The organism is Herpetosiphonaceae bacterium, from assembly GCA_036374795.1.
Lineage (GTDB): Bacteria > Chloroflexota > Chloroflexia > Chloroflexales > Kallotenuaceae > LB3-1.
Genome location: DASUTC010000259.1, coordinates 23,290 through 47,037, shown reverse-complemented (window position 1 = coordinate 47,037; position 23,748 = coordinate 23,290). Strand labels below are relative to the sequence as shown.

Annotated in this window: 24 protein-coding genes; 9 read left to right on the top strand and 15 right to left on the bottom strand. The window is 63.7% G+C overall.

Translation table 11 applies throughout. The annotated features are described in order from the left end of the window. Positions 1-602: 602 nt before the first annotated feature. Positions 603-1,892 (top strand): MFS transporter, encoded by a 1,290-nt coding sequence (locus tag VFZ66_19340; GenBank protein ID HEX6291347.1) that lies wholly within the window; start codon positions 603-605, stop codon positions 1,890-1,892. A 23-nt stretch (positions 1,893-1,915) separates the two neighbouring features. Further along, the gene (locus tag VFZ66_19335) at positions 1,916-3,427 is read left to right on the top strand and encodes a carboxypeptidase M32 (protein ID HEX6291346.1); all 1,512 of its coding nucleotides are present in this window, start codon (positions 1,916-1,918) and stop codon (positions 3,425-3,427) included. Between the two features lie 44 nt (positions 3,428-3,471). On the opposite strand, the gene VFZ66_19330 is transcribed toward VFZ66_19335, so the two are convergent. From VFZ66_19330 to VFZ66_19300, 7 genes are all read right to left on the bottom strand, one after another. Beyond that, the gene (locus VFZ66_19330) at positions 3,472-3,933 is read right to left on the bottom strand and encodes a type II toxin-antitoxin system death-on-curing family toxin (GenBank protein ID HEX6291345.1); all 462 of its coding nucleotides are present in this window, start codon (positions 3,931-3,933) and stop codon (positions 3,472-3,474) included. Beyond that, complete coding sequence (locus tag VFZ66_19325) at positions 3,923-4,336, bottom strand: type II toxin-antitoxin system death-on-curing family toxin (GenBank protein HEX6291344.1); 414 nt, start codon at positions 4,334-4,336, stop codon at positions 3,923-3,925. Before VFZ66_19325 ends, VFZ66_19330 begins: the two co-directional genes overlap by 11 nt. Continuing rightward, entirely contained in the window at positions 4,333-4,539 is a 207-nt protein-coding gene (locus tag VFZ66_19320) for a hypothetical protein (protein HEX6291343.1), read from the bottom strand. The genes VFZ66_19325 and VFZ66_19320 overlap by 4 nt, the downstream gene beginning before the upstream one ends. 725 nt (positions 4,540-5,264) lie before the next feature. Beyond that, the gene (locus VFZ66_19315) at positions 5,265-5,897 is read right to left on the bottom strand and encodes a hypothetical protein (protein ID HEX6291342.1); all 633 of its coding nucleotides are present in this window, start codon (positions 5,895-5,897) and stop codon (positions 5,265-5,267) included. 100 nt (positions 5,898-5,997) lie between these two features. Continuing rightward, on the bottom strand, positions 5,998-6,267 hold the full coding sequence (locus tag VFZ66_19310; GenBank protein HEX6291341.1) for a hypothetical protein: 270 nt from the start codon (positions 6,265-6,267) through the stop codon (positions 5,998-6,000). Positions 6,268-6,513: 246 nt separating this feature from the next. Beyond that, positions 6,514-8,169, bottom strand: coding sequence for a DUF2357 domain-containing protein (locus VFZ66_19305; GenBank protein HEX6291340.1), 1,656 nt, complete (start codon positions 8,167-8,169; stop codon positions 6,514-6,516). Further along, positions 8,169-8,714, bottom strand: a complete 546-nt coding sequence (locus tag VFZ66_19300; protein ID HEX6291339.1) for a DUF1772 domain-containing protein — start codon at positions 8,712-8,714, stop codon at positions 8,169-8,171. Before VFZ66_19300 ends, VFZ66_19305 begins: the two co-directional genes overlap by 1 nt. Before the next feature lie 282 nt (positions 8,715-8,996). Here VFZ66_19300 and VFZ66_19295 point away from each other — a divergent pair, with 282 nt between their 5' ends. Further along, on the top strand, positions 8,997-9,566 hold the full coding sequence (locus tag VFZ66_19295) for a DUF1003 domain-containing protein (protein ID HEX6291338.1): 570 nt from the start codon (positions 8,997-8,999) through the stop codon (positions 9,564-9,566). 104 nt (positions 9,567-9,670) lie between these two features. Continuing rightward, on the top strand, positions 9,671-10,222 hold the full coding sequence (locus VFZ66_19290) for a DUF1697 domain-containing protein (GenBank protein HEX6291337.1): 552 nt from the start codon (positions 9,671-9,673) through the stop codon (positions 10,220-10,222). Between the two features lie 58 nt (positions 10,223-10,280). Here VFZ66_19290 and VFZ66_19285 read toward each other — a convergent pair whose 3' ends face one another. The 4 genes from VFZ66_19285 to hisZ form a co-directional block, all read right to left on the bottom strand. Then, positions 10,281-10,853, bottom strand: coding sequence for a hypothetical protein (locus tag VFZ66_19285; protein HEX6291336.1), 573 nt, complete (start codon positions 10,851-10,853; stop codon positions 10,281-10,283). Positions 10,854-10,994: 141 nt separating this feature from the next. Further along, entirely contained in the window at positions 10,995-12,023 is a 1,029-nt protein-coding gene (hisG, locus tag VFZ66_19280; protein HEX6291335.1) for an ATP phosphoribosyltransferase, read from the bottom strand. Between the two features lie 386 nt (positions 12,024-12,409). Further along, on the bottom strand, positions 12,410-13,231 hold the full coding sequence (locus VFZ66_19275; GenBank protein HEX6291334.1) for a creatininase family protein: 822 nt from the start codon (positions 13,229-13,231) through the stop codon (positions 12,410-12,412). Then, entirely contained in the window at positions 13,228-14,676 is a 1,449-nt protein-coding gene (hisZ, locus tag VFZ66_19270) for an ATP phosphoribosyltransferase regulatory subunit (protein HEX6291333.1), read from the bottom strand. The genes VFZ66_19275 and hisZ overlap by 4 nt, the downstream gene beginning before the upstream one ends. A 137-nt stretch (positions 14,677-14,813) precedes the next feature. On the opposite strand from hisZ, the gene VFZ66_19265 reads away from it, so the two are divergent. The 4 genes from VFZ66_19265 to VFZ66_19250 all read left to right on the top strand — a co-directional run bounded on the left by VFZ66_19265 (position 14,814) and on the right by VFZ66_19250 (position 17,427). Beyond that, the gene (locus VFZ66_19265) at positions 14,814-15,641 is read left to right on the top strand and encodes an alpha/beta hydrolase (GenBank protein HEX6291332.1); all 828 of its coding nucleotides are present in this window, start codon (positions 14,814-14,816) and stop codon (positions 15,639-15,641) included. Positions 15,642-15,672: 31 nt separating this feature from the next. Next, the gene (locus VFZ66_19260) at positions 15,673-15,915 is read left to right on the top strand and encodes a glutaredoxin family protein (GenBank protein HEX6291331.1); all 243 of its coding nucleotides are present in this window, start codon (positions 15,673-15,675) and stop codon (positions 15,913-15,915) included. Further along, on the top strand, positions 15,912-16,451 hold the full coding sequence (locus VFZ66_19255) for a DUF2085 domain-containing protein (protein HEX6291330.1): 540 nt from the start codon (positions 15,912-15,914) through the stop codon (positions 16,449-16,451). Before VFZ66_19260 ends, VFZ66_19255 begins: the two co-directional genes overlap by 4 nt. A gap of 115 nt (positions 16,452-16,566) precedes the next feature. Next, on the top strand, positions 16,567-17,427 hold the full coding sequence (locus tag VFZ66_19250) for a DUF2085 domain-containing protein (GenBank protein ID HEX6291329.1): 861 nt from the start codon (positions 16,567-16,569) through the stop codon (positions 17,425-17,427). A gap of 56 nt (positions 17,428-17,483) precedes the next feature. Here VFZ66_19250 and VFZ66_19245 read toward each other — a convergent pair whose 3' ends face one another. From VFZ66_19245 to VFZ66_19230, 4 genes are all read right to left on the bottom strand, one after another. Then, a complete protein-coding gene (locus tag VFZ66_19245; protein HEX6291328.1) occupies positions 17,484-18,944 on the bottom strand; it encodes an STAS domain-containing protein in 1,461 nt (486 codons plus the stop codon). Between the two features lie 245 nt (positions 18,945-19,189). Further along, positions 19,190-20,182: a HEAT repeat domain-containing protein gene (locus VFZ66_19240; GenBank protein ID HEX6291327.1), complete on the bottom strand. Its 993-nt coding sequence runs from the start codon at positions 20,180-20,182 to the stop codon at positions 19,190-19,192. 38 nt (positions 20,183-20,220) lie between these two features. Then, positions 20,221-21,426, bottom strand: a complete 1,206-nt coding sequence (coaBC, locus tag VFZ66_19235; GenBank protein ID HEX6291326.1) for a bifunctional phosphopantothenoylcysteine decarboxylase/phosphopantothenate--cysteine ligase CoaBC — start codon at positions 21,424-21,426, stop codon at positions 20,221-20,223. 106 nt (positions 21,427-21,532) lie between these two features. After that, complete coding sequence (locus VFZ66_19230) at positions 21,533-22,315, bottom strand: type III pantothenate kinase (protein ID HEX6291325.1); 783 nt, start codon at positions 22,313-22,315, stop codon at positions 21,533-21,535. Between the two features lie 208 nt (positions 22,316-22,523). Between VFZ66_19230 and VFZ66_19225 the strand changes: the two genes are divergently transcribed. Next, entirely contained in the window at positions 22,524-23,723 is a 1,200-nt protein-coding gene (locus tag VFZ66_19225) for a galactokinase (GenBank protein ID HEX6291324.1), read from the top strand. Positions 23,724-23,748: the final 25 nt, after the last annotated feature.

Below are 23,748 nucleotides of genomic sequence, written 5' to 3'. Positions count from 1 at the left end.
TCGGGCAGCGTCGGCAGGAGATGGCGGACGGCCTCAGGATCGATCACGGGCTGCGCTGCGTACACGCTTGCCATGACGAGCCGAGTCGGATTGGGGTACAGCACGAACAGGGTCCAGAGGAGAATCAACCAGACGGTGTTGCGGGGCATCGTTGCCTCCTTGAAGCAGGATTGCGTAGGACCGAGCGGCGGGCGGATCAATCGTTGGATAGCTCTATGATGCCGTTAATAGCACCATTTTTGCTAGCAAAAAGCTATCAATCTCCCAGCTTATGTTATGTTAGCCGAGTAACCTAGCTGTGCATACACCTGTGGTCATAGTGCCGCGCCGACACACGCCGGGCTGCGCCGATCGTCGCCGCGCGGCTCAGCGCGCGAAGCTGCGTATCACGCTTCGGGCATATGCTTCATTGGCGATATTGTGAAATCGCGGTACAATGCGATCATCGTGCGGAATCACGGCGCATGTTCGGAAAATAGCGCACCCCGCAGCGATCGGGGGAGCATGGAACCAAGCGAACAAGGAGTAAAGCAGTTGTTCGTTTTGTTCCTTTGTTCTTTGTTCTTCGCCCCACCCCCGGCCTGTCGGCGCAATAGGTAGATATGCAACGAACCCAGCTACGTCACCGCGTGCGTGGCGTTGTTCAAACCATCAGCACGCCTCCGAGTGCGCTTTCGCTGTACGAGCGCAACGCGCGCTATGTCATGATCGACGGGCTGGGCGTGGGACTGGTCGCGGGCGTTGCGACGTTTCTGTCCGTCTTCCTCGCGCGGCTGGGCGCATCGAATATTCTCGTCGGCCTGCTCACCGCCATGCCAGCCGTCACCGGCGCGCTCCTGGCGATTCCGCTCGGCCAGTTTCTTGGACGGCAGACCAACATCGTCACGTGGTACGCGCGCTCGCGCATCTGGGTGCTGTCGTCGTATGCGCTGACCGGCATCACGCCGTTTCTGTTTGGCGATGCCGCGCCGATCGCGATCATCGTGATCTGGGCGATTGCGACGATCCCGCAGACGCTGGTCAATATCTGCTTCACGCTGGTCATGAGCGGCGTGGCCGGGCCGACCAGGCGCATGGCGCTGATGAGCCGCCGCTGGACGACGCTGGGCATCAGCAACGCGCTCTCGGTCGCCGCCGTCGGCTGGGCGCTGGAGCAGATCCGCTTTCCGCTCAACTATCAGGTCGTCTTTATCTGCTCGTTCGTCGGCGGACTAATCAGCTATTATTTCTCGACCAATATCGTGCTGCCTGCCAGCGAGCCGCCCCCGCCGCCGGAGCAGGTGCCGTGGCGCACATCCTTTGCGCGGATGTTTCGGCTCTTCAAAGAGCAGCGCCCATTCACGCATTTTGTCGTCAGCCAGTTCGTCTTTCGCTGCGGCATGGCGATGGCAATCCCGCTCTTTCCGCTCTACTGGGTGCGCGTCGTCCAGGCGTCGGACTCGTCGATCGGGCTGATCAACACCGTGCAGAGCGGCGTGCTGCTCGTAGCCTACGGCCTATGGATCTACATCGCGCGGCGCTGGGGCGCAGGCAACGTGCTGACTCTGTGCGCGTTCGGGCTGGCGCTCTACCCGCTGCTGACGGCGGCGACCGGCAGTGTATGGCCGCTGCTGATCTATGCCGGAGTCGCCGGGATATTCGTGGCCGGCTCCGATCTTGTAATTTTCGATGTGCTGATGGGTACTGCGCCGGAGGCATCGCGCGGCACAGCAGTTGGACTCTATCATACGACGAATTACCTGGCAACCTTTGGCGCTCCGCTGATCGGCGCGGCGCTGGCAAACTATGTCGGGATCGGCACGATGCTGCTGGTAGCGGCGGCGCTCCGGCTGCTCGGCAGCATGCTGTTTCTTGGACTGGGCGTGGGACGCGGCCCGGCATCCGAGACGTGATCAAGCTTGTATCAGGAGGAACTATGTCTGAGGCACTCCAAACGCTGAAAGAACGTCTGGCGACCGTAACGGATCTGAATCGCGCGGCAAGCGTGCTAAGCTGGGATCAGCGCACCTACATGCCGTCCGGCGGCGCGGCAGCCCGCGCGCATCAGGTGGCGACGCTGCGGCGGCTGGCGCATGAGTACTTCACCGCCGACGAGATCGGGCGGCTGCTGGACGAAGCTGCGCCGCTGGCCGCCGACGAGCAGGACGAGAGCGACGACGCCTGTCTGGTGCGCTATGTGCGCCGCGAGTACGAGCAGGATCGCAAGCTGCCCTCGGAGTTCGTGCGGGCGCGCGCCCAGGCGGCCTCGCTGGCAAACCAGGCGTGGGAAGAGGCCCGGCGCAAATCGGATTTTACGCGCTTCCAGCCGTATCTTGAGAAAATGTTTGATTTTGCCAAACGCGAGGCCGATTACCTGGGCTACGACGAGCACCCCTACGATGCGCTGCTCGATCAGTACGAGCCCGGCATGAGCACCGCCCAGGTGCGCGTGGTCTTCGATGAGCTGAAGGCGGGCACGGTGCCGCTGCTCAAGGCGATCATGGCGAGCAGCACGCAGATCGACGACAGCATCCTCCATCAGGAGTTCGACGAAGCCAGGCAGGAGCAGTTCGGCGTCGAGATCACGCGCGCGTTCGGCTACGACTGGAGCCGTGGGCGGCAGGATCGCACGGTCCATCCGTTCTACACCAACTTCGATCAGGGCGATGTGCGCATCACAACGCGCTTCTACCCCGATTTCTTGAATCCCGCGCTGTTTGGCACGATGCACGAGGCCGGCCACGCGATGTATGAGCAGGGCGTTGATCCGGCGCTGAATCGCACGCCCCTGAGCGGCGGCGCGTCGCTGGGCGTGCATGAGTCACAGTCGCGGCTGTGGGAGAACCTCGTAGGCCGCAGCCGACCATTCTGGCAGGCAAATTATGGGCGGCTTCAGGAACTCTTCCCGGCCCAGTTCGGCCAGGTCGATTTCGATGTGTTCTACCGCGCGATCAACAACGTCCAGCCCTCGTTCATCCGCGTCGAGGCCGACGAGCTGACCTACAATCTGCATATCATGCTGCGCTTCGAGCTTGAGACGGCGGTCCTTGAGGGTAAGATGCAGGTCGGCGATCTGGCCGAAGAGTGGCAGAGCCGCATGGAATCGCTGCTTGGCATCACGCCGCCCGACGACGCGCAGGGCGTGCTGCAAGATATGCATTGGAGCAGCGGCCTGATCGGCTACTTCCCGACCTACACGCTCGGCAACGTGCTGTCGGTGCAGTTGTGGGAGAGCGCGCTGGGAGCGCATCCGTCGATCCCCGAAGAGATCGCGCGCAACGAGTATGCGACGCTGCTCGGCTGGCTGCGGCAGAACATCCACCGCCACGGGCGGAAGTTCAAGCCCAACACGCTGATCCAGAAGGCAACCGGCGGCTCGCTCGACGCCAAGCCCTATCTGAACTACCTGCGCGCCAAGTTCGGTGAGATCTATGGAGTAAGCGTTTAGAACAGCGGAACACGGGAACCAGGGAACAGAGAGTACGGTTGAATTTATCCCCTGTTCTTGGTTCCGGGTGCCATGCGGGTGCCCATGCCCAAAGGGCACCCGGCGTCTTTGTGCTCTGTTCTCGCTTCTGCATTCGCTTGCAGCCAGCTCACGATTTCAGGCACGTCCACCCGTCCGGCGGCGATGCCCGTCGTAAACGCCGCCGCCTCAGGCATGCTCACGGTCAGGTCCCAGCCGTTGCGGCGCAGAAACTCCTGCGCCGCGATAAAGGCGATGCGCTTGTTGCCGTCGTGAAACGGATGGTTTTTGATCAGCAGCGACAAGAGGATCGCCGCCTTATCCCACAGCGTCGGCTGCAGCTCTATGCCAAACATCGACTGTCGGGGAGCGGCCAGCGCCGACTGGAGGCCGTGCAGATTCCACTCGTCGAACGAGGTACGCACCTGCGCGGCCAGCCTGGTACGAATTTGCAGCACGTCGAATTGTGACAGATACTCAATCGGCATACGCTACACACCGCGCTTCGATCCACGCCGCGACCTGCTCCTGCGTCGCATCGGTTGCCGCCGCCATCGTGAAATCATACACAGCATCGTCATCGGCATGAAGCCTCATGCCGTTCCGTTCCAGATACACGATCAGTGCCACGAGTGCGACGCGCTTGTTACCGTCCGAGAAGCCATGCGCGCGGACCAGGCGAAAAAAGAGCGCGGTCGCCTTTGCGGGCAGGCCCACGTACAAATCCTCGCCGAACATCGACACATCGGGCGCGGCTACGGCGGCTTCCAGCTTACCAAAGCCGTGCTCGGTGACACCGCGCATGCCGCCGAATGTCTCGATCAGCAATTCGTGGATCAGAAAGATCTCGGTCAGCTTCAGCGATTGGAGCGGCAGCACGTCGTCGCTCATGTCAGCCTGCGCAGCACATCGGCGTGCTGCGCCAGCACGCGCCGGATCTGCGCCACCAGCGTCGGATCGACATCGGGCAGCGCTTGCAGCACAAGCCGTCCATCGGGCAGGCGTTCGAGCGATACCAGCAGCGCGACGGACTCGTGAGCAGACAGCCATTCGTCGAGCGCCGGAGGAACGGCATCGGCGGGCAATGTTAGCATGTCATTCAGATATTTTTCCATATTCCGCGAACTATAGCAGACTTCCCATGCTGCTTCAATGCCCGATCGCCTCGACCCGGCACGCGCTGCCTGGATCGAGAACGTATCCAGTATACACTTTGGAACCTGCTCAGGACCAGGGGGAGACAGTAGAGGTGGACGGCATGCGTCCTGGGCAGATGAAGGTTCATCATACCCAGGACACGTTGCGTCGGGACTGGTCTGCGCTACCGTCCAGGCTGGCGCAGCGGACGACGCGACATGATCGGACGGTTGCCAAAGGGCTGTTTGGGCGGACGATGTGGCGCTCCGCCGCGTCAGGGCTGCGCTGGTTTCTGCTTCTTCTTCGACATACTTCCTCCGTTGCGCTCGCCGACCCCGGATGGTCGGCGGCCACATCGGCAACAGTCAGATGAGCGCGTCAGATTCGCGTGCCAGCGGCTTACAGAGAGGATAGAATCAAAAAGCCGTGGACGAAGTCTTCGCCCACGGCCAACGTATCGCATGGAGCACCAGCCTAGCCCGGCGACACCTCGGCAGAGGGCGTGATGCCGCGCAGCTCCCGAACGCGAACAGCGTTAAGGGGCGTGCTCAGCATCATGTCGCGCAGGTTGACCATCGTGATGTGGCTCCTTGAGTTGCTATCGTAGAGGCGAGCATAGCATGGATCGGTCGTGTTTCAATTGGACTTTCGACCGATCGCCAAAACTCAGCGCGGCGCATCCTCAGTAGGGCGGCTCTGCCGGTCCCCCATAGCCACACATGCCAACTCGCGGCGAGTTGACCAGCGGCATCGGCTCTCCGTAGTCGGTGTGCGGATGCTCCTCGGCATGACGATCACAGAGCACTCCGCCCGCTTCGTCCTCGTAGAGGCACTGGATGCACAGCCAGATCGCAGGCTGTTCGCACTCGATACACTGCGCCTGGAACGGATCGTTGCGCGCCAGCAGCACAATCGGGTGTCTTGTCAGCGCCTTGCCGGTACGAGTGCCGACCAGCTTGATCAAGGTTTCTGAGGACGTGCCAAAATCATAGATATGCGTCACCGTCACGCCTGGCTGGAAGACCTGCGCAATTTTGCGGTTTTTTGCAATCTCCTGCCCGCTCCATCCGCCAACCGAGAATTGACTGAGATGTCCGCAGCACTCCAACCAGATCGCGCGCAAATACTGATCGAGCACGGCGAGCGATGCTGAGCCGCGAATCTCGATATGCAGCCAATAATCGCCATAGCCTGCGTCTTGAATCTGGAGATGGTACCAGGGATCTTCGGCTCCCTTGCCCTGATCGGCGCGCTGGATCGCCGCCTGGCGCTCGGAGCAGGTTGCCAGGTGCCTGGCAAGACCACCGCGCGTCATCGATTTCCCGCAAAAGACACACGACCCTCGAGACTGTTGTCGTCGCGCCATAGTACGCACGATCCTTTCGCCTCAGCACCGTTGCATCTTCGTCGCGCGTCTACGCCTCGGCCTTCCGTCGGCTTCCGGCAGGCGACACATCGATCATCAGAGCGATCACGAGGCCGACGATCGGCCAGAAGGTCCACGCGCCACCGAACCAATGCTGAACGGCGGTGTACCAGAGCAGCGTGGTGGGCAGAAAGAAGAAGCCCAGCACCGGCCATAGCGCCGATTCGAAGATTCCGGTGAACCAATCGCTGAACAGCCATAAGAGTACGATTACCAAACGTGGTGTCGCCAGCGCCAGAAGTCCAAGTAGGCAGGGCATCGCAGCTCTCCTCTGGTTGGAACGGATGAGGTATCGCTTCTGCATCGATGCGCCCTATTCTACGACGCGAGTCAAGCCTGCTCCTACGCCGACACGCCAGGGTGTGGGAACACAAGAACAGCGGAACAAAGAACCAAGCAGCAAGCACCAAGCACCGCGAGGCACTGCTCCCCCTCGCCTATCCAACAGGAGAGCAGGCCGGGGGTGAGGGCATGCAAAGCGAAACTCGGAACTCGAAACTTGAAGTTATCCGAAAGCTTGCTGCAACACCTGCGCGAGGTCGGCAGTAGCTCCGGGCTGAAACGGCAGCGCGCCGACCCGATCGGCGGTGATGAGCGGCACGGTGCCGGGGAAGAGCAAAAACGTGCCGAGTGTCGCCCGCGCTCCTGCCACGCCGATCGCGCTGCGGTAGGCATAGGCATCGTCGAGCGCGTCCTGGGGCACACAGCCATCGGGCGCGACACGATACTTGGCGTCGAAGATCAGCACCTCCTGCGGCTGCTCGGCGCGCGCGCGCTCCACGGCAATATCGGGGATGCGCACAAACGGATCGAGCGCGCCGAGCACCGCGCTCGACGGCGGCTGGGGCTGGTAGCGCCGCTGGTAGCAGACAGCCAGCCGGGCTCCATCCGCGCGCCGCACGGTCAGCAGCGGCGTGTTCTGGCTGAGGCGAAGGGTCCAGCGACTACTGCGGATCGGATCGGTCGCCTGCTGGGCGCGCGCCACAAGCGATTGCACAAGGATCTCGCCCATCGGCAGCAGCGCGTTGACGACTTGCAGCGCGCACCACTGCTCGTAGAGCAGCGGCAACTCCTGGATCGGCAGCCAGAGCGTCGGGCTGTCCAGAGCGATGAACGGCACGGCGCGCAGGTGTCGGTATAGCTCGTACAGGCGGCGGTAGCGCGGGTCGTGGCGCATCAGGTGCGTGGGACCGGGCAGCGCATGCAGCGCGGCAACGCCCGCCAGGAACGGCGACTCAAGCGCCTTGCGCAGATCGCGCAGCGCTCGTCCGCAGCGCTTGTGCCAGCGCTCAAACGTAGCGAGCGCGCCGCCCTCGTCGATCACCTGCGCGTTACGCTGGCGGCGCAGCAGCTCGCGACGCACCATCTCGCGCACAAAGCCCATGCGCCAGAGCAGCACATGCAGCACATGCTTCAGCAGCCGGTGCTCGATCACATCGTGCGACGCGGTCGAGCGGGCGGTACGGACCATGCGCGGCACGGGACCGCCGCGCACGCGCTCAGGCGGACGCAGCGCCGCCTGAAGCGGCGGCAGCACATCGTCGGGCAGATCGTCCAGCGGGCCACGCAGCGCCTCGGCCAGCGCCGCCGCCTCCAGCCGATCGACCTCCGGCAACTGTGTCTCGGTCGGCTGCGGCTGCAACGTGTGATGCGGTCGCGGCCCGATCTGTTTGACCAGCGCCAAAGCGTCCGCGACATGCCGCTCGACCAGCGTGTAGTACTCCTCGACGAGCGGACGCTGCGGAGCGGATGGAGGTTGGAGCGTCGCGCCCTCGCGACCACCGCTCAGCGCATAGACGATCGCATAGGCATCGCGCTGCACTGCCGTGATCAGCGCCTCGTAGCGCTCAAGGTCGAGCTTGCGCGGCACGATCCGCAGCTCGAACGACTCGGTCGTCGTATCGTCGGCGCGGCGCAGCTCAAGCGTCGCCTCGAAGCGACCGACCGCGTGCTGCGGATTCCAGCGCCAGCGCCAGGTCGTATCGCCCAGCGTCGTCGTCGGCGAGCCCAGGTCGGCAGCATCGATCCGCAGCCGCGCGGCCACTACGCCCGGCTGCGGCGCGCAGCCAATCTCGATCGGCTGCCACTCGTAGAAATCGCCGACCGGCGCTGCCGCGCTGAGCGGCTGATTGTTGACCGTGATTGCATCGCGCAGATTCATCAGGCTCCTCTTGCCTGTATTGTACCGCGTGGGGCCGTCAGCGCGTGCTGAGCGATGATCCTATGGCGGTAGAACTTCAAGAAGCCCGTGAAGATGAATACCGAACTCGCCAGATTGAACGCCACCCTTGACCAGTGGAGCGTCTGGAACTCTTGAGCGGTCTGCCGCAGAAAGGCCGCCGAATGGACCGCTGGCCCCTCGATAAACATGATCGTGTTGCGCGGCCAGAAAAACGCCATCGAAACCAGTCCCTCACACACGATCATCAGCAGGCTACCCAAGATCCAATACCGTGCTGAGCGCACATTCCAGCCCAGGAGCAAGGCCCCCGCGCCCGTCACCCAGCTAAGAAAACCGAGCGGCGGAAAGAAGTCGTTTGGAGCGCGAACCGACATGAACTTCAGCGCGATGTCGAACGACTCCGGCGGGTTGTGGAAAATATTGGGATAGATCATAAACGTCTCGATGGCGATGCTGCCCAACAGGATCATCATCACCCACAGATAGGCCAGCATGATCGTGAATGCGATGCGTTGTCGCGTCATGGTTTGCTCCTCAGATGACGGTGCGGTAAAGCCGGTTGCCAGGTATCGGCGACGATCGCGCTGTTTCGTGACGTTGCTCAGCGCGTCTGAATCGACGAAGACCGCTCATCAAAGGTTGCAGCGGCAAGCGTAGCGCGCGACCTGAGCGCACGCGAGGGTATTCCAGGCGATTCGCTCCATGTTGGTCCGCGCAGCCTCCTGCTGTACAATTTACAAACCGGATCTGGACGAGGCTACACTCAATCTAACCCTGAGCTTGGCACAAGATGACAGGAGCACGATATGACGAACAGCCTACAAGAAGTCGCAAAGAAACGGCTGCGAACCAGCTTCGAGGCGCTATCAGCGCGTGAGCAGCAGATTCTTCGGCAGCATGTCGAAGGCATCCATATCAGCCGGAATACCAACCGCGATTTTGAAGAGCGGTTGACATTTGGGCAACGGCTGGCCGATCGGGTGGCGACCTTTGGCGGATCATGGACCTTTATCATGCTGTTTGCCGCGATCCTCTTCTCATGGATTATCCTCAACTCATTAGTCCTGGCACGCCGCGCAGAAGCCTTTGACCCGTATCCATACATTCTGCTCAATCTTGTGCTCTCGATGCTCGCCGCGATCCAGGCACCGATCATCATGATGTCGCAGAATCGCCAGGCGGCAAAGGATCGGCTGACCGTAGCGCATGACTACGAGGTGAATTTGAAGGCTGAGCTCGAAATCGCCAGCCTTCATGAAAAGTTCGACGAGCTACGTGAGCATCAATGGGCCGAGCTGGTCGCGATGCAGCAGGAGCAGATTCGCCTACTGATGCAACTGCTCGATGCCCGGACTACGCCTGTCAAGTCAGGGTAGTGCTTTTTGCCCTTGACCAAGTCACGGCAGAGGTGTCGGATGCCTTCTAGCAAATCTGTGCTAGAATAGCGCATGCTTTTGGTACGCATCTGAGGAGCCGACCGATGAGCGCAGCCCAGCAATATATCGCGTTTCTGCGGGCGATTAACGTTGGCGGTCATACCGTCAAGATGGCCGACCTGCGCGCGCTCTTTGAGGAGCTTTCGTTTGCTAACGTCGCGACGTTCATCGCAAGCGGCAATGTGATCTTTGAATCGCCGAACGCGGACGCGCGCGCGCTCGAAGCGCAGATCGAGCGTCACCTCAAGCAAGCGCTGGGCTACGAGGTCGCGACATTCCTGCGAACGACCGCCGAGCTGGCGGCGATTGCAGCCTATCAGCCGTTCGCCAAGGCCGATGCGGAAGGCAGCTCGCTCTATATCTCGTTCGTGGCAGCGCCGCCCACCAAAGAGGCGCGGCAAAAGCTGATGGCCCTTCGCTCGCCGACCGACGACTTTCACGTCCACGGGCGCGAAATCTACTGGCTATGCCGCACCAAGCTCAGCGAGTCGGCCTTTTCCGGCGCGCTGCTCGAAAAGACGATCGGCATGCCAGCGACGATGCGCAGCGCAACGACGGTCAAAAAATTGGCGGCAAAATACCCCGCTCCCCAGTAGGCTACAGGCACGCTTCGGCTGTGGGAGCGGGATCGTGCGGCGCGTGTACCACCAGGGCCTACGCGGTGGCGTGGACCGGGCTGGCGGCGCGAGCAGAATCCTCGGCCAGGGGCTGCACCGCGACCACACGCTTGCTGTGCGGCGTGTAGAAGATCGTCACGGGCTGTCCAGCGTCGTATCCGGCGTAGAGCGCGCGCTCGACGGGCAGCACCACGATCGGGCCGTCCTCGGTTGCCAGCGCCAGCCGCGAGCGAAACTGGATCTTCCGCAGCGGCCCGCTCAGCGCGGATACCTTGCCGCCAACCAGATCGCGCCAGACGGGCCAGAGCAGGCCCAGCCGCACCAGCGCCATACCGGCCAGTCCCCAGCGCAGGGCAGTGCCTTGCAGCCCGGCATCGGGCTGCCAGCCCAGCGCGAAGAGGATCGCGGCAAGGCCAAAGATGATCTCCGGCAGATTGTAGAGCAGCAGCGCCCGCCGCTGCTGCACCGTGAGCCGTCCCAGATGATTGCGCGCGATCGTCGCGGGCGAGGCGGTCGGCGGGAGCATATTCACGCGCCGGATCGCATTCGCGGTCAGCCAGGCCAGCAGATAGGGCGCGGCAAAGACAAAGAGCACCTCAGGTAGCGACATCGACAGCACCTTTCCACAAAACAGACGCGCCTCGCGGCGTAGAGGCTCGATCATACCGATCGGGCTGTGCATCCAACAGGTATATCGTCCTCATCGGCGCTAGCGCGTTCGGATCGCAGCGCCTAGCCCCGGCACGAGCGCTCACGAGTCGGCGTCGAACTGCTCAAGCAGGCGGCTGAAGCTGTCCGAGCGATCACCGAAGACATAGTGCAGCGGCAGCACGACGATGCCGGTGCTGCCCAGCGAGCGCAGATGCTCGACCGCAGGCAGCGTCCGGTCGCTGTGGACCACGATCGAGATGCTGTACCAGCCGGAGCCGCCGTCGCCCGCCGCCGCGTCCAGCCGCGTCTTGTCGAAGACGGGCGCGACCGTCGGGCCTTGCAGCCCCGCCAGATCGGGCACGGCCACGATCCGCCGCCCCACATCCGCCACCGACGCGCCGGGCACGTTGGCGATCACCTGGGCAAAGCCGCGCGCCCGTCTGCGCGCCTCGATCAGCTCCAGAATCGTCTTGACCGTCGCGAGCTTCTGGGAATCCTGGCGCAGCGCCCGCCGCCCGCAGATCAGACACGCCTGCGAGCGCAGCATCGTGGTGCCCGCGACGATCTTGAGCCGGTTCTCGCGAAACGTCGTGCCGGTTTCGGTGATGTCGGCGATCAGATCGGCGTAGCCCAGCGCGGGAGCCGCCTCGGTCGCGCCCTGCGAGTCGACGAGCGTGAAGACGTTGATGCCCTGGCGGTAGCAGAAGGCGCGCACCAGGTTGGGATACTTGGTCGCGATGCGAAGCTGACGACCCTCAGCGGCCCACTCCGCGGCCAGATCGGCCAGATCGTGCCGGGATTGCACATCGACCCAGGCTTCGGGCACCGCCAGCACTAGATCGACGCCGCCAAAGCCCAGGTCCTCATCGGCGATCAGCAGGTTCTGGTCGTCGCCCGCCAGCTCCGCCACCAGATCGAGGCCGGTGATGCCCAGGTCGACATCGCCCGCCGCAACCTTCTGCACAATGTCCGCCGGACGGTGCAGCAGCACCTCGGCATCGGGCAGGCTGCGGATACGGGCCGTGTACTGCCGTGGGTTGGGCCGCGACACTTTCAGGCCGCTGCTTTCAAGAAAGCGCGTCGCTGCATCGTACAGCGAGCCTTTGGAAGGAATTGCAAAGCGTAGCATATGTGTAATGGTAGAACAAAGAACAAAGAGCAAAGAACAAAACGACTGGCTTTGTCAGTCGGTTGTTCTTTGTTACGTTTCTTTGTTCTTTGTGTCGTCCTCTGTTTGTTTCGGCATCAGTTGTTCACCCGGCTCACGGTTCAAAGTTTCAAGTTTCGAGTTTCAAGCTGCGGCCCTCACCCCCGTCGCTGCCGCGCCACCCTCTGCCCCACGCTCAGGCGGGCCTCCGCCTTCGCCGTGATAGGAGAGGGGGAGAATCTGTGCCTGGTTCTTAGTTCGTAGTTCTTAGTGCGCCGGGTGCCCTCTGGGCGTGGCACCCGGTTCTTGGCTCTTGGCTCTCCACCTGTTCCTTTGTTCTTTGTTTGTTTGTTCTTTGTTCTTCGCTATCAATCCCGCCTCACCCGCTCCGCCCACCACGCGGCGGCGGCGTCCTCGTACGAGCCGCTGAAGTAGCGATCGACGAAGGACTGGTAGAGCGCGCGGCGGCTCGCGTAGAACTCGCGGAGCGGCTGTGGATCGCCAGTCTGGAGCAGCAGGCTGACCCACTGCGCAATCGCGTCGAGCGCCTGCTCGATCGCAACCTCGCCGCTGGCAGCGGTCGCCGACACGGGCAGCTCGCCCAGGATGCCCAGATCGGCGACATGACCGGCGGGATAGTCGGCCAGCGCCTGGGTGAGCGCACGCAGATCGACCAGCTCAGGATGCGTCGCCAGGAGCTGCGCGGTTTCCCAGCGCCCGGCATGATCGAGATACTCCTCGCTGACCAGCGCCATCGGCGGCGTCGCCAGCACCAGCAGATTATGATCGACGATCGCGCGCTCGGCGACATCGATCAGCACCAGCTCGTGGCCCTGCGCGTAGTGTCCGCTCAGCAGCACCACCACCCGAAAGCCGATCCGCGCCAGCTCCGCCAGCAGCTCCTCAAGCACCGCCCGCACCGTCGACGCGCTGAGCGAGATCGAGAAGCGATGCGGCAGCGCGGTGATCGGCAGATACATCGTCGGCAGCACCACGCCGCTGGTACGCGCGACCGCGCGCTCGGCGATACACTCCGCGACCAGGCCATCCAGCCCGACCGGCAGATGCATGCTGTGCCATTCGAGCGCGCCCCAGGGCACATACGCGACGGGAGCCTCCGCCAGCTTTGCCGCCAACTGATCGGGACGCAGCGCGACATAGGCGCTGTCGCGGGGCTTGCCATAGCTCATGCGGTTCCTCCTTGCGGAATAGCGTCGAGATGCAGCGTTTGTTCGGTGCGATCGGCGAGCGTGTACCAGCGCACATGCTCCGGCGACTGGTTATCACAGATCGCCACCGCCAGCGCATCGCGTCGAACGGCATCGCGGACATTGGCGTTGAAGCTGCGGCCACGCACATCGACGATCGCGACGTAGCCGCGCGCGCGCAGATGCTCGGCGGTCGTCAGCGCCGCCGCAAAGTAGGCCAGATCCTCGGCCATCACCAGCACGGTCGGCGCGGGCGCTGGCTGCGGCCTCCCGGCGAGAGCGGAGGCTACGCGCTCCAATCCGTACGCACAGCCGATCGCAGGCACGCTCGCGCGACCGCCCAGCGCCGTCACCAGATCGTCGTAGCGACCGCCGCCGCAGAGCTGAAGGCCGTCGGCGCTGGCGATCTCGAAGATCAGCCCGGTGTAGTAGTGCAGGCCGCGACCTAGCCCGGCATCGACGGTCAGCCGCTCTATGGGTATGGCCTGAGCACTGAGCAGATCGAGGATCGCGCGCAGCTCGCCGATCGGCGCGGGATCGATCTCCTCGGCGGCGAAGAGCGCCTCAAGCTGCGGCAGCGCCACATCGGGCGCGCCACGCGCTCCGGCCAGCTGGCTCATCAGATGCAGCGCCCGCTCGACACGCGGCTGCGGATCATCGCGCCGCAGCTTACGCACCAGCCGCGCCACAATCGCCTCAGGCGGTCGCGTCGAGGTGTCGAGGCGCAGGCCCACGGCGCGCAGCATCGTCAGCAGCAGCGCCTCGATCTGATCGTCGGGCAGCTCGGCGAGCGGCCCCAGGTCAAACAGCTCCTCGCCGTGGACATCGGCAAGCTGCCTCCGGATCAGATCGGTCTGGCCCGCGCGGAGGCGCTCCATGTTCCACAGCAGCAGATTCGCCGTGCGATCGGCCAGGCCCAGGCCGCTCAGCAGCGCGCGGATCACGCCGATATGCCCGATCGTCAGCGTGTACTGCGAAATACCAACCCGCTCCAGGCCACGGCAGGCCAGCGCGATCACCTCGGCATCGGCGCGCGGCGCGGCACCGCCGATCAGCTCGACGCCCACCTGGGTAAACTGCCGGAAGGTGACGCGCTGCGGACGCTCGTAGCGAAAGACGGGGCCGCTGTACGACAGCCGCAGCGGCAGCGGCTCAGACTGTAATGCGTTGAGATACGCGCGCAGCACCGACGCGGTCCACTCGGGACGCAGCGCCAGGCCGCGCCCGTGATGCGTAAAATCGTACAGCTTGCCAACCAGCTCTTCGCCGGCCTTTTTGAGATACAGCTCGCGCCGCTCCAAGATCGGCAAGTCCAGCAACTCATAGCCCCAGCGGCTCATCTCATCTTGTAACGCTGCCTGGACGTCCGCCAGCACGCGCTGCTGCGCCGGTAGCACATCGCGCATGCCGCGCACAGGCTCAAGCATCCGATCCACAATCGCTCCTTCAGTCGGGCAGATTGTAGCACAGGCGTGGTATATAAATTGAAACGCCCGCCCCATGATCGACCCCGGAGGAGCGCATTGCAATACGCTCCCACCGAACTGTCAAATAAGGAAGCCGCTTGAGCACAATCACAACACTGCGCCTGCGCGACGGCAGCACCGTCCGGGCCAAAATCATGGGCCAGGGTCCGCCGCTGCTGCTCTTCGCCAACATGGTTTCGTGGGAATTTTGGTGCCATCAGATCCCGGTGCTGGCACAGCGCTACCGCGTGATCGCGCCCGAATACCGCCGCGTCTATCTGCCGGGCGTCACCGCGCTGGACGCGCTGGCGGACGACGTGCCGGATCTGCTCCACGGGCTTGGCTACGAGCGGGCGCTGCTGATGGGCCACTCGATCGGCGCGATGGTGCTGGCGCGCATGCTTGAAAAAACGCCTAAGGTCGCGGCGGCGGTGGTCCTGGCGAACGGCTTTCTGCATCTGCGCGTGCTGCCCGGCCCGCTGCATCATCTCCAGCCGCGTCTCGTGCCGCTGCTGCGCGCGATCTACCCGCGTCTGCCGTGGCTGGCGCGGCAGCTTGGCTCGTACACGCTGCTGTGGGGCGATCAGCATATCTTTCTGCATCGGGAGCCCGACAGCGAGAAGCGCAAGATGTTCTTCGGCTATACGTTCACGCCTGATGCCTCGATGGTGCTGCGGGTTGGCTCGGCGCTCGAATACCACGAGCCGCCCGATCTCATCCGCGCCACAATGCCGGTACTGGTAATCAGCGGCGGTCAAGATCGCTGGGTTTCGGTGGCGCAGGCGCGTCGGCTGGCGGAGTCGCTGCCCTGCGGCGAGCACCTGATCTGCCCGTCGGTGGGGCACATGCTGCCGATGATCGTACCAGAGATCTTTAACCGCGCCGTTCTGGAATTTTTCGGTCGCGCCGAGAGCGGCGTGTTATAATGCGGATGTGAGCACGGTACACGCAATCCCCATGATGTTTTACACCAAGCCCGGCTGCCACCTGTGCGAGGATGTGGCCGAAGAGCTGGAGATACTTTCCGAGCAGTGGCCGCTCCAGATCACCGCCGTCGACATCACCACCGATCTGGAAATCCATCGGCGCTACTGGGACAAAATACCGGTTGTCGTGGTCGGCGAGCGCATGCTGGCCGCGCCGATCGTGCCGGAGGCGCTACGCGCGCTGGTGGCGAGCAGCGCGCAGCAGATGAGATGATAGGAGAGCAGACAGCTTTTGAATCGAGAGTCGAGCGCTGGGGCGGTGCCCTGCTGCGGCGCTGGCCGCTGCTGCTGAGCGGCGCGCTGGCGATCTACGCCGGGCTGCCGTGGCTCTCGCCGCTGCTGCGGAGCTGGGGCTACGAGCGGCTGGGCCGGATGATCTTTGGCCTGTATCGATCGTTCTGCCACCAGTTGCCGGAGCGCTCGTTCTTTGTGGTCGGCTATCAGGTCTGCTACTGCCACCGCTGCACCGCGCTGTACACCGGGCTGCTGATCATGAGCCTGATCTACAGCGTCCGGCGCTGGCGCAGCACAATCTCGCATCGTCTGCTGCTGCTCCTCACGCTGCCGATCGTCGTCGATGGGCTGTGGCACATGCTCAACGATCTGCTGCCCGGCCTTGGTCTGCGCGCGACCGAGAGCGCGGTCGGCTCGCTCAACTTCTGGCTTCGTATTGTCACCGGCACGCTCTTCGCGCTGGGCGTTGTGCTGTGGGCCTATCCCCGGCTTCAACGCGAGCTGGCACCTATCTAGTTTCGAGTTTCAAGTTCAACGTTTCGAGCTATTTCCTTGTTCCCTTGTTCTTTCGCTTTGTTCCGTTGTTCTTTGTTCCGTTGTTCTTCCTTCGGTTCTTGCTTCAGAGGCTTTCATGGATCAAACTCCCGATATTCTCGAACTGGCTCGGCGCGATATTGCAGCGCGGCGGGCGCAAGAGGTGCAGCGCGCATCGGAGGGGCGGCAGCCGTGGCTGTGGGCTTTTCTGGGGCTGGGCCTGACGCTGATCGGCGGCGTGCTGCTGCTGCCGGTCGGGTCGCTCGCCGATCGGCTACATCTGGTGGTGCAGGGTGTATGCGCGCAGGCGCACTACCTCACGATCGGCTCGTACACGCTGCCGCTGTGTGCCCGCAACACGGGCATCTATGCCGGGTTTTTGGCGACGCTGCTGTATCTGCTGGCGCTGGGCCGGTCGCGCGCGGCCAGAATCCCGCCACTCAGCATCACGATCTTTCTTGGCCTGGCGATTATCGCGATGGGCATCGACGGCTTCAACTCGATGCTGCTGGACATCGGCGGCTACAACGTCTATCCGCCGCGCAACTCGCTGCGGGTGATCACCGGCCTGGGCATGGGCATCGCGATCGGCGCGTTCTTTGTGCTGATGTTCAACATGAGCCTGCGCTACGACGCGCGGCAGGATCAGCGCGTGCTGCGCAACTGGCCTGAGCTGCTGGGCGTGCTCGTCGCCGCGACACTGCTGTACGGGCTGCTCTTCTCCGCGCCGCAGTGGCTCTTCTACCCGCTGGCGATCTTTAGCGTGCTGGGCATCGTCGGTGTGCTCTTCATGGCGAATCTGTTCGTAGTGGCGATGCTGAGCGGCTTGGAGGGCCGAGTTCTGCGTCTGCGGCAGCTTGCCCGCGCGGCGACGATCGGCCTGGCGCTGACGGCGGGAGAGCTGGCGCTGCTGGCCTGGCTGCGCGAGATCATGGAGCGCTCGCTGGGGCTGGCGTAACCCGCAAGCCCCAGCCGCCGGGCGCGTCACCCAGAGGCACGATCCTGCGCACTGATTCAGGTCGCGGCGGAGCGTACGAAGTGACGTGCCAGCGCGCTTTGCAGCGTCGGCGAGGTCCACACTGCCCGCGTGTCCAGGTTGCAGGCCACCAGCGCCTGGGCAATATCCGGTCGCACGCCTACCAGGATCGTCTGCGCGCCAAGCAGCCGGGCGCTTTGAATCGCATCGGTCAGGACGATCGCGGCCTCATGGTCAAGCGACGATACGCCCGTCAGATCGAGCAGGGCCGTATGTGCGCGATGCTGCTCGATGCCGTGCAGAAAACGCCCCGTGAACTCGTCGCGACGCTGCGCATCGAGCACGCCGATCAACGGCAGCACGATCACCCCCTCCAGCACCGGAATGATCGGCATCGACAGGGCGTGGACCGTATCGATCAAGTGGTGCTGGGCGGCGTAGGCTTGTTGTAGCTCGCCCAGCGTTTGCTCCAGCGCGCGCTGTCGCTCCTGCAAAGCGCGCGCTGCGGCCTGCGCCTCCGTAACATCACGAATCAGCAGCAAATACCCCTGCACACTTGCCTGCTGATCGCGAATGGCCGTGCTGCTCATCACCAGCGTGTGCTGTCTCGCCCTGACGATCTGCTCCATCTGATCCGCCGCAAGCGCCATCGGTCGCGGCTGCCCATACGGATCGGTCATTTCGATCGCGGCTGCCGACTGTCCGACGCGCAGGCCAAGCAGGTGCGTTGCCGCCGCATTGGCCCAGAGCACGGTTTCGTCGCGTGCCACCACCGCGATCCCCTGAGGAATGTTCTCCAGCGCAAAGTCCAGCGCCACGCGGGTTGTCTCGAAGATGCGGCGACGAAACAAGAGATAGGCGAGCGCGGCGACAAACAACACATCGCTGACGGAGGGCGCGATAGGTGCCACGGCAGGAAAGCCCCGCGCGACACCGCTCAATGTCCCGCTGGCAATCGCGCTCACGAGCAGCACGACCAGCGACGCCCGCTCCCTGGGCTGCCGGACAAAGGCGTACACCAGCACCGTCAGATGCAGCAGCCAACTGAAGTTAAGCATGTAAGCGAAGACCCAGCCGAGCGATGTGTACATGATCTGCGCGTACCGATCGCCGATCTGCCTGACACCTGCGATCAGGAGACGTTGGCCGAGCACGGCATCCAGGGCAAAGAGCACCGCCGCAAGGCCGTACAGGATAACGACGCTGCGCACAAGCCATCGGCGCTGCCAGAGCTGAGGCACATACAGGGCGCTAAAAAAGAGCAGCATGCTGAGCCCAAAGCACCACAGTGTCACCAGGCGCAGGCTTGCGATAGCCAGGGCCACATCCGGCGACGATGTGATCGCGAGGCCGACGTTGCCGAGCGCTAAGACAATGCGCGTTGCGATCACGTTCAAAAACAGCCAGCCCAGGCGATGCTCGCGGTAGCGGAGGATTGCCACCGTTGCCATCACCGTGCTGACCATAATCGCAACAATCGTCGCAAGAACGGAAACCATTGTGACTCCTTGACGGTCCTAAGGTTTGGAACGTGTATCAGCAATGTGCTGTACCATCACGCAGGAGTCGCCGCTCACAGGCAAGCGCCGTGCGGCTGGGGGGCTGGTCCGACCCGGCTATCCTGGCTGGCGGCGCGCTGTGTCTGGCGCAGGTTGGAAGCCGGGCACCAGCGCGTGCCGCGCATGATCGAGAATCCGAAGGGGACGTACGTGAGGTACGCCCCCTACAGCCTATGGCGATAGTTCTACCCCGTCGATGTCGTCGTCTCGGCGGGCGGTACGCTCGCGTCGGGCACGTTCACCAGGATCTCGGAAACCCAGCCCTCGCCGCCCTGGATCTCTGAGCCTTCGGCGTGCTTCTCGCCCAGCCGCACGCGGTACCACGTGCCGCTCTTCGCCAGGAAGACCAGCTCATCGCCGACGCTGACCTGCCCGATGCGGCGGCTGTCGCGGCTGGGACCGTTGCGCACGTTGCCGCTGGCTTTGACCGTCCCGACGATCTGGTCGGCGGCCTCGATCGATGGCGTCGGCGTGGCCGGCTCGGCGGTCGGCGTCTCCTCCGGCTCCGCTGTCGCCGTCTCATCCGCAGGAGCGCTGACATTGACAACCGGCACGGGCACGTTGCCGCCGCGCCCAAGCTCGTCGCGCAGCGCCTGCACGCGATTACCGGCAAAGGCCAGCACCGCCAGCATCGCCACGAAGACCAGCGCGGTCTTGATCGGCTCCGAGAAGCGTAGCAGCGCCGAGCGCGATTGCAGCCGGTCAAGTGCAAGCTGCGCCGTATCGGCCACGGACTCGCCCCAGCTCGTTTTGCCGTGATCCTCCTGCACCACCCGGCGCAGCGCCAGCAGCGTGCGGGTATCGCCGACCTCCGAGAGCGCTCGCACGACGCTCCAGCGCACGTTGCTGTTGGGATGTCGCAGCGCGTTGATCAGCGCACCGCTCGCGCGACCGTCGCCGATCTGCGCCAGCGCCTCGGCGGCGCGGTACGAGGTGAGCCAGGGATAGTTGGGCGAGAGCGCCGACGATAGCGCGGCCACAGCCGGTTCGCCAATATCGACGAGATCGTTCACCGCCTGGCTGTGCAGCGGATGATTGGGATCGCCCAGGGCGTTGATCAGATCGCGCAGCCGATCCTGACTGACCCGTGGCCGGTCCGGGCTGGCTTCAACGCGCGGCGTGTCGTGCCGTGGCTCGTCCTCAGGTTGACCGGCGACCTCACGTGTACGTGTACTCATATTTCCCTGGTATTCCTCCTGTAACCGCTTGCTTGGCTTCAACTCATTCGACGCCCGATCCGTTCGGGCCAATGGTGGAGCACGCGCTCCAGAATCGCTTGGGCCGCCGCCGCTTTCGGCTGTCGCGGCAATCGCTCGTGGCTGCCGTCTGCGGCCAGCACCGTCACCTCGATCTCGGATTGTCCGATGCTACTGACGGCATCGTTGGCGACGATCATGTCCAGGCCCTTGCGCCGCATTTTATCGGCGGCATAGGTTAGCAGATCGTTGGTTTCGGCGGCAAAGCCCACCTTGACCGGCTGCGTGACCTCCACCAGCGATTGCAGGATGTCGGGCGTGCGTTGCAGCTCGATCGTCAGCTCCGCGTGGGTCTTCTTCAATTTATGATCCGCCGTTTGCGCCGGGCGATAATCTGCGACAGCGGCGTTCATCAGCAGCAGATCGGCGTCGGTCATCGCGGCATGAACCGCATCGTGCATCTGCTGCGCCGTCTCGACACGCACCACCTCGACGCCGTACGGCGCTGCATAGGCGGTCTGCCCCGCGATCACCACCACCTGCGCGCCCTCGTCCCGCGCCGCCTCCGCCAGCGCAAAGCCCATCTGCCCCGACGCCCGATTGCCGATGAAGCGCACCGGATCGAGCGGCTCGTGCGTGCCGCCAGCCGTGACCACAACCTTGCGACCGGCCATGCGGCCATGCGCGCGGCCCAGCAGCACGCGCATCTCGGCTTCGATCCGCAGGATGTCGGGCAGGCGTCCGCTCCCCACCAGCCCCGACGCGAGCAGGCCCTCGTCTGGCTCCATGACATGCAGGCCGCGCCGTCGCAGCACCGCGACATTCTCCTGAGTAGCGGCGTTGCGCCACATGTTGGTTTCCATCGCAGGCACGAGCAGCACCGGCGCGCGTGTGGCGAGCACCGTCGTCAGGATGAGATTGTCGGCAAAGCCAGCCGCGATGCTGGCGATGGTATGGGCCGTGGCGGGCGCGATCACCACCAGATCGGCGTCGTGGCCCAGCTTGATATGCGCCGCCGCGTTTTCGAGCGTCGACCACATCTCGGTATAGACCGGACGATAGGTTAGGCTTTGAAAGCTGAGCGGCGTGACAAAGCGCGTCGCCTCTGCGGTCATCACCACATCGACGAGCGCCCCGGCAACCGTAAGCTGCCGCGCCAGCTCGATCACTTTGTAACTTGCGATGCTCCCCGAAACGCCCAGAACAATGTGTTTGCCAGCCAGCATACCCACGCATCTATCCTTGGTCAATTCGTCATTGTAGCAGCGCGCCGTAGCAACGTCAAAGCGCGACGATGAAAGGGCGATCGTCGACTTCGTAGAGTCGGATCGCCTACGCGCCCTGGTTGATCCGATAGATCCGGTGCAAGCCTTCGAGCACCAGATTATCGGCGATGTAGTCGATCACCTTATCGTCGGCGGGCAGCGCATCCATGATCACCTGCGATAGCCCGCCGGTCGCTACGACGGTCGCGCGCTCGCCCAGCTCATCCCACATGCGATGGATCAGGCCCTCGGTCAGCGCGGCCCAGCCCAGGACGATCCCCGATTGCATGTAGTGGACGGTGTTTTTGCCGATCGCGCGCGGTGGACGCACCAGATCGACCTGATAGAGCTTGGCCGCCGAGGTGGAGAGCGCCTCCGCCGAGATGGCAAGGCCCGGCGCAATCGCCCCGCCGATGTAGTCGCCCTCGCGCGAGACAACATCGAAGACGGTGGCCGTGCCGAACTCGATCACGATCACCGGGCCGCCGTAGCGCTGGTATGCCGCGACCGCATGCGCCACGCGGTCGGCTCCAAGCTCGCGCGGCGTGTCGATCAGCAGCCGCATCCCGATCTTGACGCCCGGCCCGATCACGATCGGCTCGACGCCAAGATAGTTGCGGGCCAGCTCGATAAAGACCGCCGTCAGCGGCGGCACCACACACGAGATCGCGCAGCCGCGCACCTGCGCCAGATCGTACTTGCGCAGCGCGAACAGATTGCGCACAATCACCGCGTAGTCGTCGGTCAGCCTGTGCCGCTCGGTTGAGATGCGCCAGACCTCAACGCGGGTATCGCCGTCGTACAGGCCAAATTTAATGTTTGTATTGCCAATATCGATCGCCAGGAGCATGATCTACCTCAATCGTTGTTAGCGCGCCGTCAGGCTGGGGCTTGGAGGACACCCCACATATGTGCGTTGTACGGAAACAACAAGCACTTTCCCGAACATGTGTCAACCGCATTCTAGCATTTAAACGCGCAGCGGGTTACGATCGATGCGCGGCTTGACCAGCGGCACGGCCTGTGCATAATGCCGCAGAATCATAGAAGGAGCAGCTATGCCTAATCAGCTTCCTGAAACGCGCCGGGTCCAGCTCGCCCGGCTTTTTACGCAGGTGTTCGACGCGCCGCCGACGTTGTTTACACGCGCGCCGGGTCGAGTCAACCTGATTGGCGAGCATACCGATTATAACGAAGGCTTTGTGCTGCCCGCAGCGATCAATCGCGCGGCCTACGTGGCGGCGCGCCCCCGCGACGACCGACAGTTGCGCCTGTATGCCAGGCAAAAAGACGAGCACGCGACGCTCGCGCTGGACGAATTGAAGCCGGATCTCGTCACGGGCTGGGCGGCCTACATCGCCGGCATGGCCGATTTTCTCCAGCAGGCCGGGCATACGCTGACCGGCGCGGATCTGATGATCGATGGCGATGTGCCGCAGGGCGCGGGACTCTCATCGTCCGCCGCGCTGGAAATGGCGATCGGCGCGACGCTGCTGGCGCTGGCCGGGCACGAGATCGACCGGGTGCAGCTGGCTCAGGTCGGGCAGCGCACCGAGCACCATTATATCCATGTGCTGAGCGGGATCATGGATCAACTGATCTCGGCGCTGGGCAAGGCCAATCACGCGCTGCTGATCGACTGTCGCAACTACAGCACGCAGCCGCTACCGCTGCAACGCGATGTCCAGATCGTCGTGTGTAACAGCAAGGTCAAGCGCGAGCTGGCGCATTCGGGCTATAATCAGCGCCGCGCGGAGTGCGACGAGGCGGTGCGGCTGCTGCGCGCGGTGCTGCCCGAAATTACAACCCTGCGCGATGTCACGCCCGATCACCTCGATCAGCACGCCGATCTGCTGCCGGAGAACGTGCTCAAGCGCGCGCGGCATGTTGTCACCGAGAATGCGCGCGTGCTTGAGAGCGCCGAAGTGTTGCGGCGCGGCGATCTCCAGCGCTTCGGGGCGCTGATGAACGAGGCGCACGCCAGCTACCGCGACGATTTCGAGGCCAGCATCCGCGAGATCGAGGTGCTGGTCCACGCCGCGCAAACGCTGACGGGCGTCTATGGCTCGCGGCTAACCGGCGGCGGCTGGGGCGGCTGTACCGTCAGCCTGGTCGCGGACGAGGCGGTCGAGCGCTTTTGCAGCACGGTCAGCACGATCTATGAGCATGAGGTCGGGTACACGCCCGACATTTATGTCTGCACGGCGGCGGATGGCGTCGAGGTCGTTCCGGTGGAGGAAGAGCAGACCGCCACGTAGCCGCAATCGTACGAAGGCACGGGAG

Bases quoted from the DNA above. Each gene is read 5' to 3' on its own strand.
- VFZ66_19305 (HEX6291340.1), bottom strand. From the start codon at position 8,169: ATGAATCTGCGCGATGCAATCACGGTCAACAATCAGCCGCTCAGCGCG.
- VFZ66_19295 (HEX6291338.1), top strand. From the start codon at position 8,997: ATGACGAACAGCCTACAAGAAGTCGCAAAGAAACGGCTGCGAACCAGC.
- VFZ66_19225 (HEX6291324.1), top strand. From the start codon at position 22,524: ATGCCTAATCAGCTTCCTGAAACGCGCCGGGTCCAGCTCGCCCGGCTT.
- hisG (HEX6291335.1), bottom strand. From the start codon at position 12,023: ATGCTACGCTTTGCAATTCCTTCCAAAGGCTCGCTGTACGATGCAGCG.
- VFZ66_19255 (HEX6291330.1), top strand. From the start codon at position 15,912: ATGATAGGAGAGCAGACAGCTTTTGAATCGAGAGTCGAGCGCTGGGGC.
- VFZ66_19320 (HEX6291343.1), bottom strand. From the start codon at position 4,539: ATGCTAACATTGCCCGCCGATGCCGTTCCTCCGGCGCTCGACGAATGG.
- VFZ66_19230 (HEX6291325.1), bottom strand. From the start codon at position 22,315: ATGCTCCTGGCGATCGATATTGGCAATACAAACATTAAATTTGGCCTG.
- VFZ66_19330 (HEX6291345.1), bottom strand. From the start codon at position 3,933: ATGCCGATTGAGTATCTGTCACAATTCGACGTGCTGCAAATTCGTACC.
- VFZ66_19275 (HEX6291334.1), bottom strand. From the start codon at position 13,231: ATGAGCTATGGCAAGCCCCGCGACAGCGCCTATGTCGCGCTGCGTCCC.
- VFZ66_19290 (HEX6291337.1), top strand. From the start codon at position 9,671: ATGAGCGCAGCCCAGCAATATATCGCGTTTCTGCGGGCGATTAACGTT.
- VFZ66_19335 (HEX6291346.1), top strand. From the start codon at position 1,916: ATGTCTGAGGCACTCCAAACGCTGAAAGAACGTCTGGCGACCGTAACG.
- hisZ (HEX6291333.1), bottom strand. From the start codon at position 14,676: ATGCTTGAGCCTGTGCGCGGCATGCGCGATGTGCTACCGGCGCAGCAG.
- VFZ66_19315 (HEX6291342.1), bottom strand. From the start codon at position 5,897: ATGACGCGCGGTGGTCTTGCCAGGCACCTGGCAACCTGCTCCGAGCGC.
- VFZ66_19250 (HEX6291329.1), top strand. From the start codon at position 16,567: ATGGATCAAACTCCCGATATTCTCGAACTGGCTCGGCGCGATATTGCA.
- coaBC (HEX6291326.1), bottom strand. From the start codon at position 21,426: ATGCTGGCTGGCAAACACATTGTTCTGGGCGTTTCGGGGAGCATCGCA.
- VFZ66_19245 (HEX6291328.1), bottom strand. From the start codon at position 18,944: ATGGTTTCCGTTCTTGCGACGATTGTTGCGATTATGGTCAGCACGGTG.
- VFZ66_19260 (HEX6291331.1), top strand. From the start codon at position 15,673: ATGATGTTTTACACCAAGCCCGGCTGCCACCTGTGCGAGGATGTGGCC.
- VFZ66_19300 (HEX6291339.1), bottom strand. From the start codon at position 8,714: ATGACGCGACAACGCATCGCATTCACGATCATGCTGGCCTATCTGTGG.
- VFZ66_19240 (HEX6291327.1), bottom strand. From the start codon at position 20,182: ATGAGTACACGTACACGTGAGGTCGCCGGTCAACCTGAGGACGAGCCA.
- VFZ66_19310 (HEX6291341.1), bottom strand. From the start codon at position 6,267: ATGCCCTGCCTACTTGGACTTCTGGCGCTGGCGACACCACGTTTGGTA.
- VFZ66_19285 (HEX6291336.1), bottom strand. From the start codon at position 10,853: ATGTCGCTACCTGAGGTGCTCTTTGTCTTTGCCGCGCCCTATCTGCTG.
- VFZ66_19325 (HEX6291344.1), bottom strand. From the start codon at position 4,336: ATGAGCGACGACGTGCTGCCGCTCCAATCGCTGAAGCTGACCGAGATC.
- VFZ66_19340 (HEX6291347.1), top strand. From the start codon at position 603: ATGCAACGAACCCAGCTACGTCACCGCGTGCGTGGCGTTGTTCAAACC.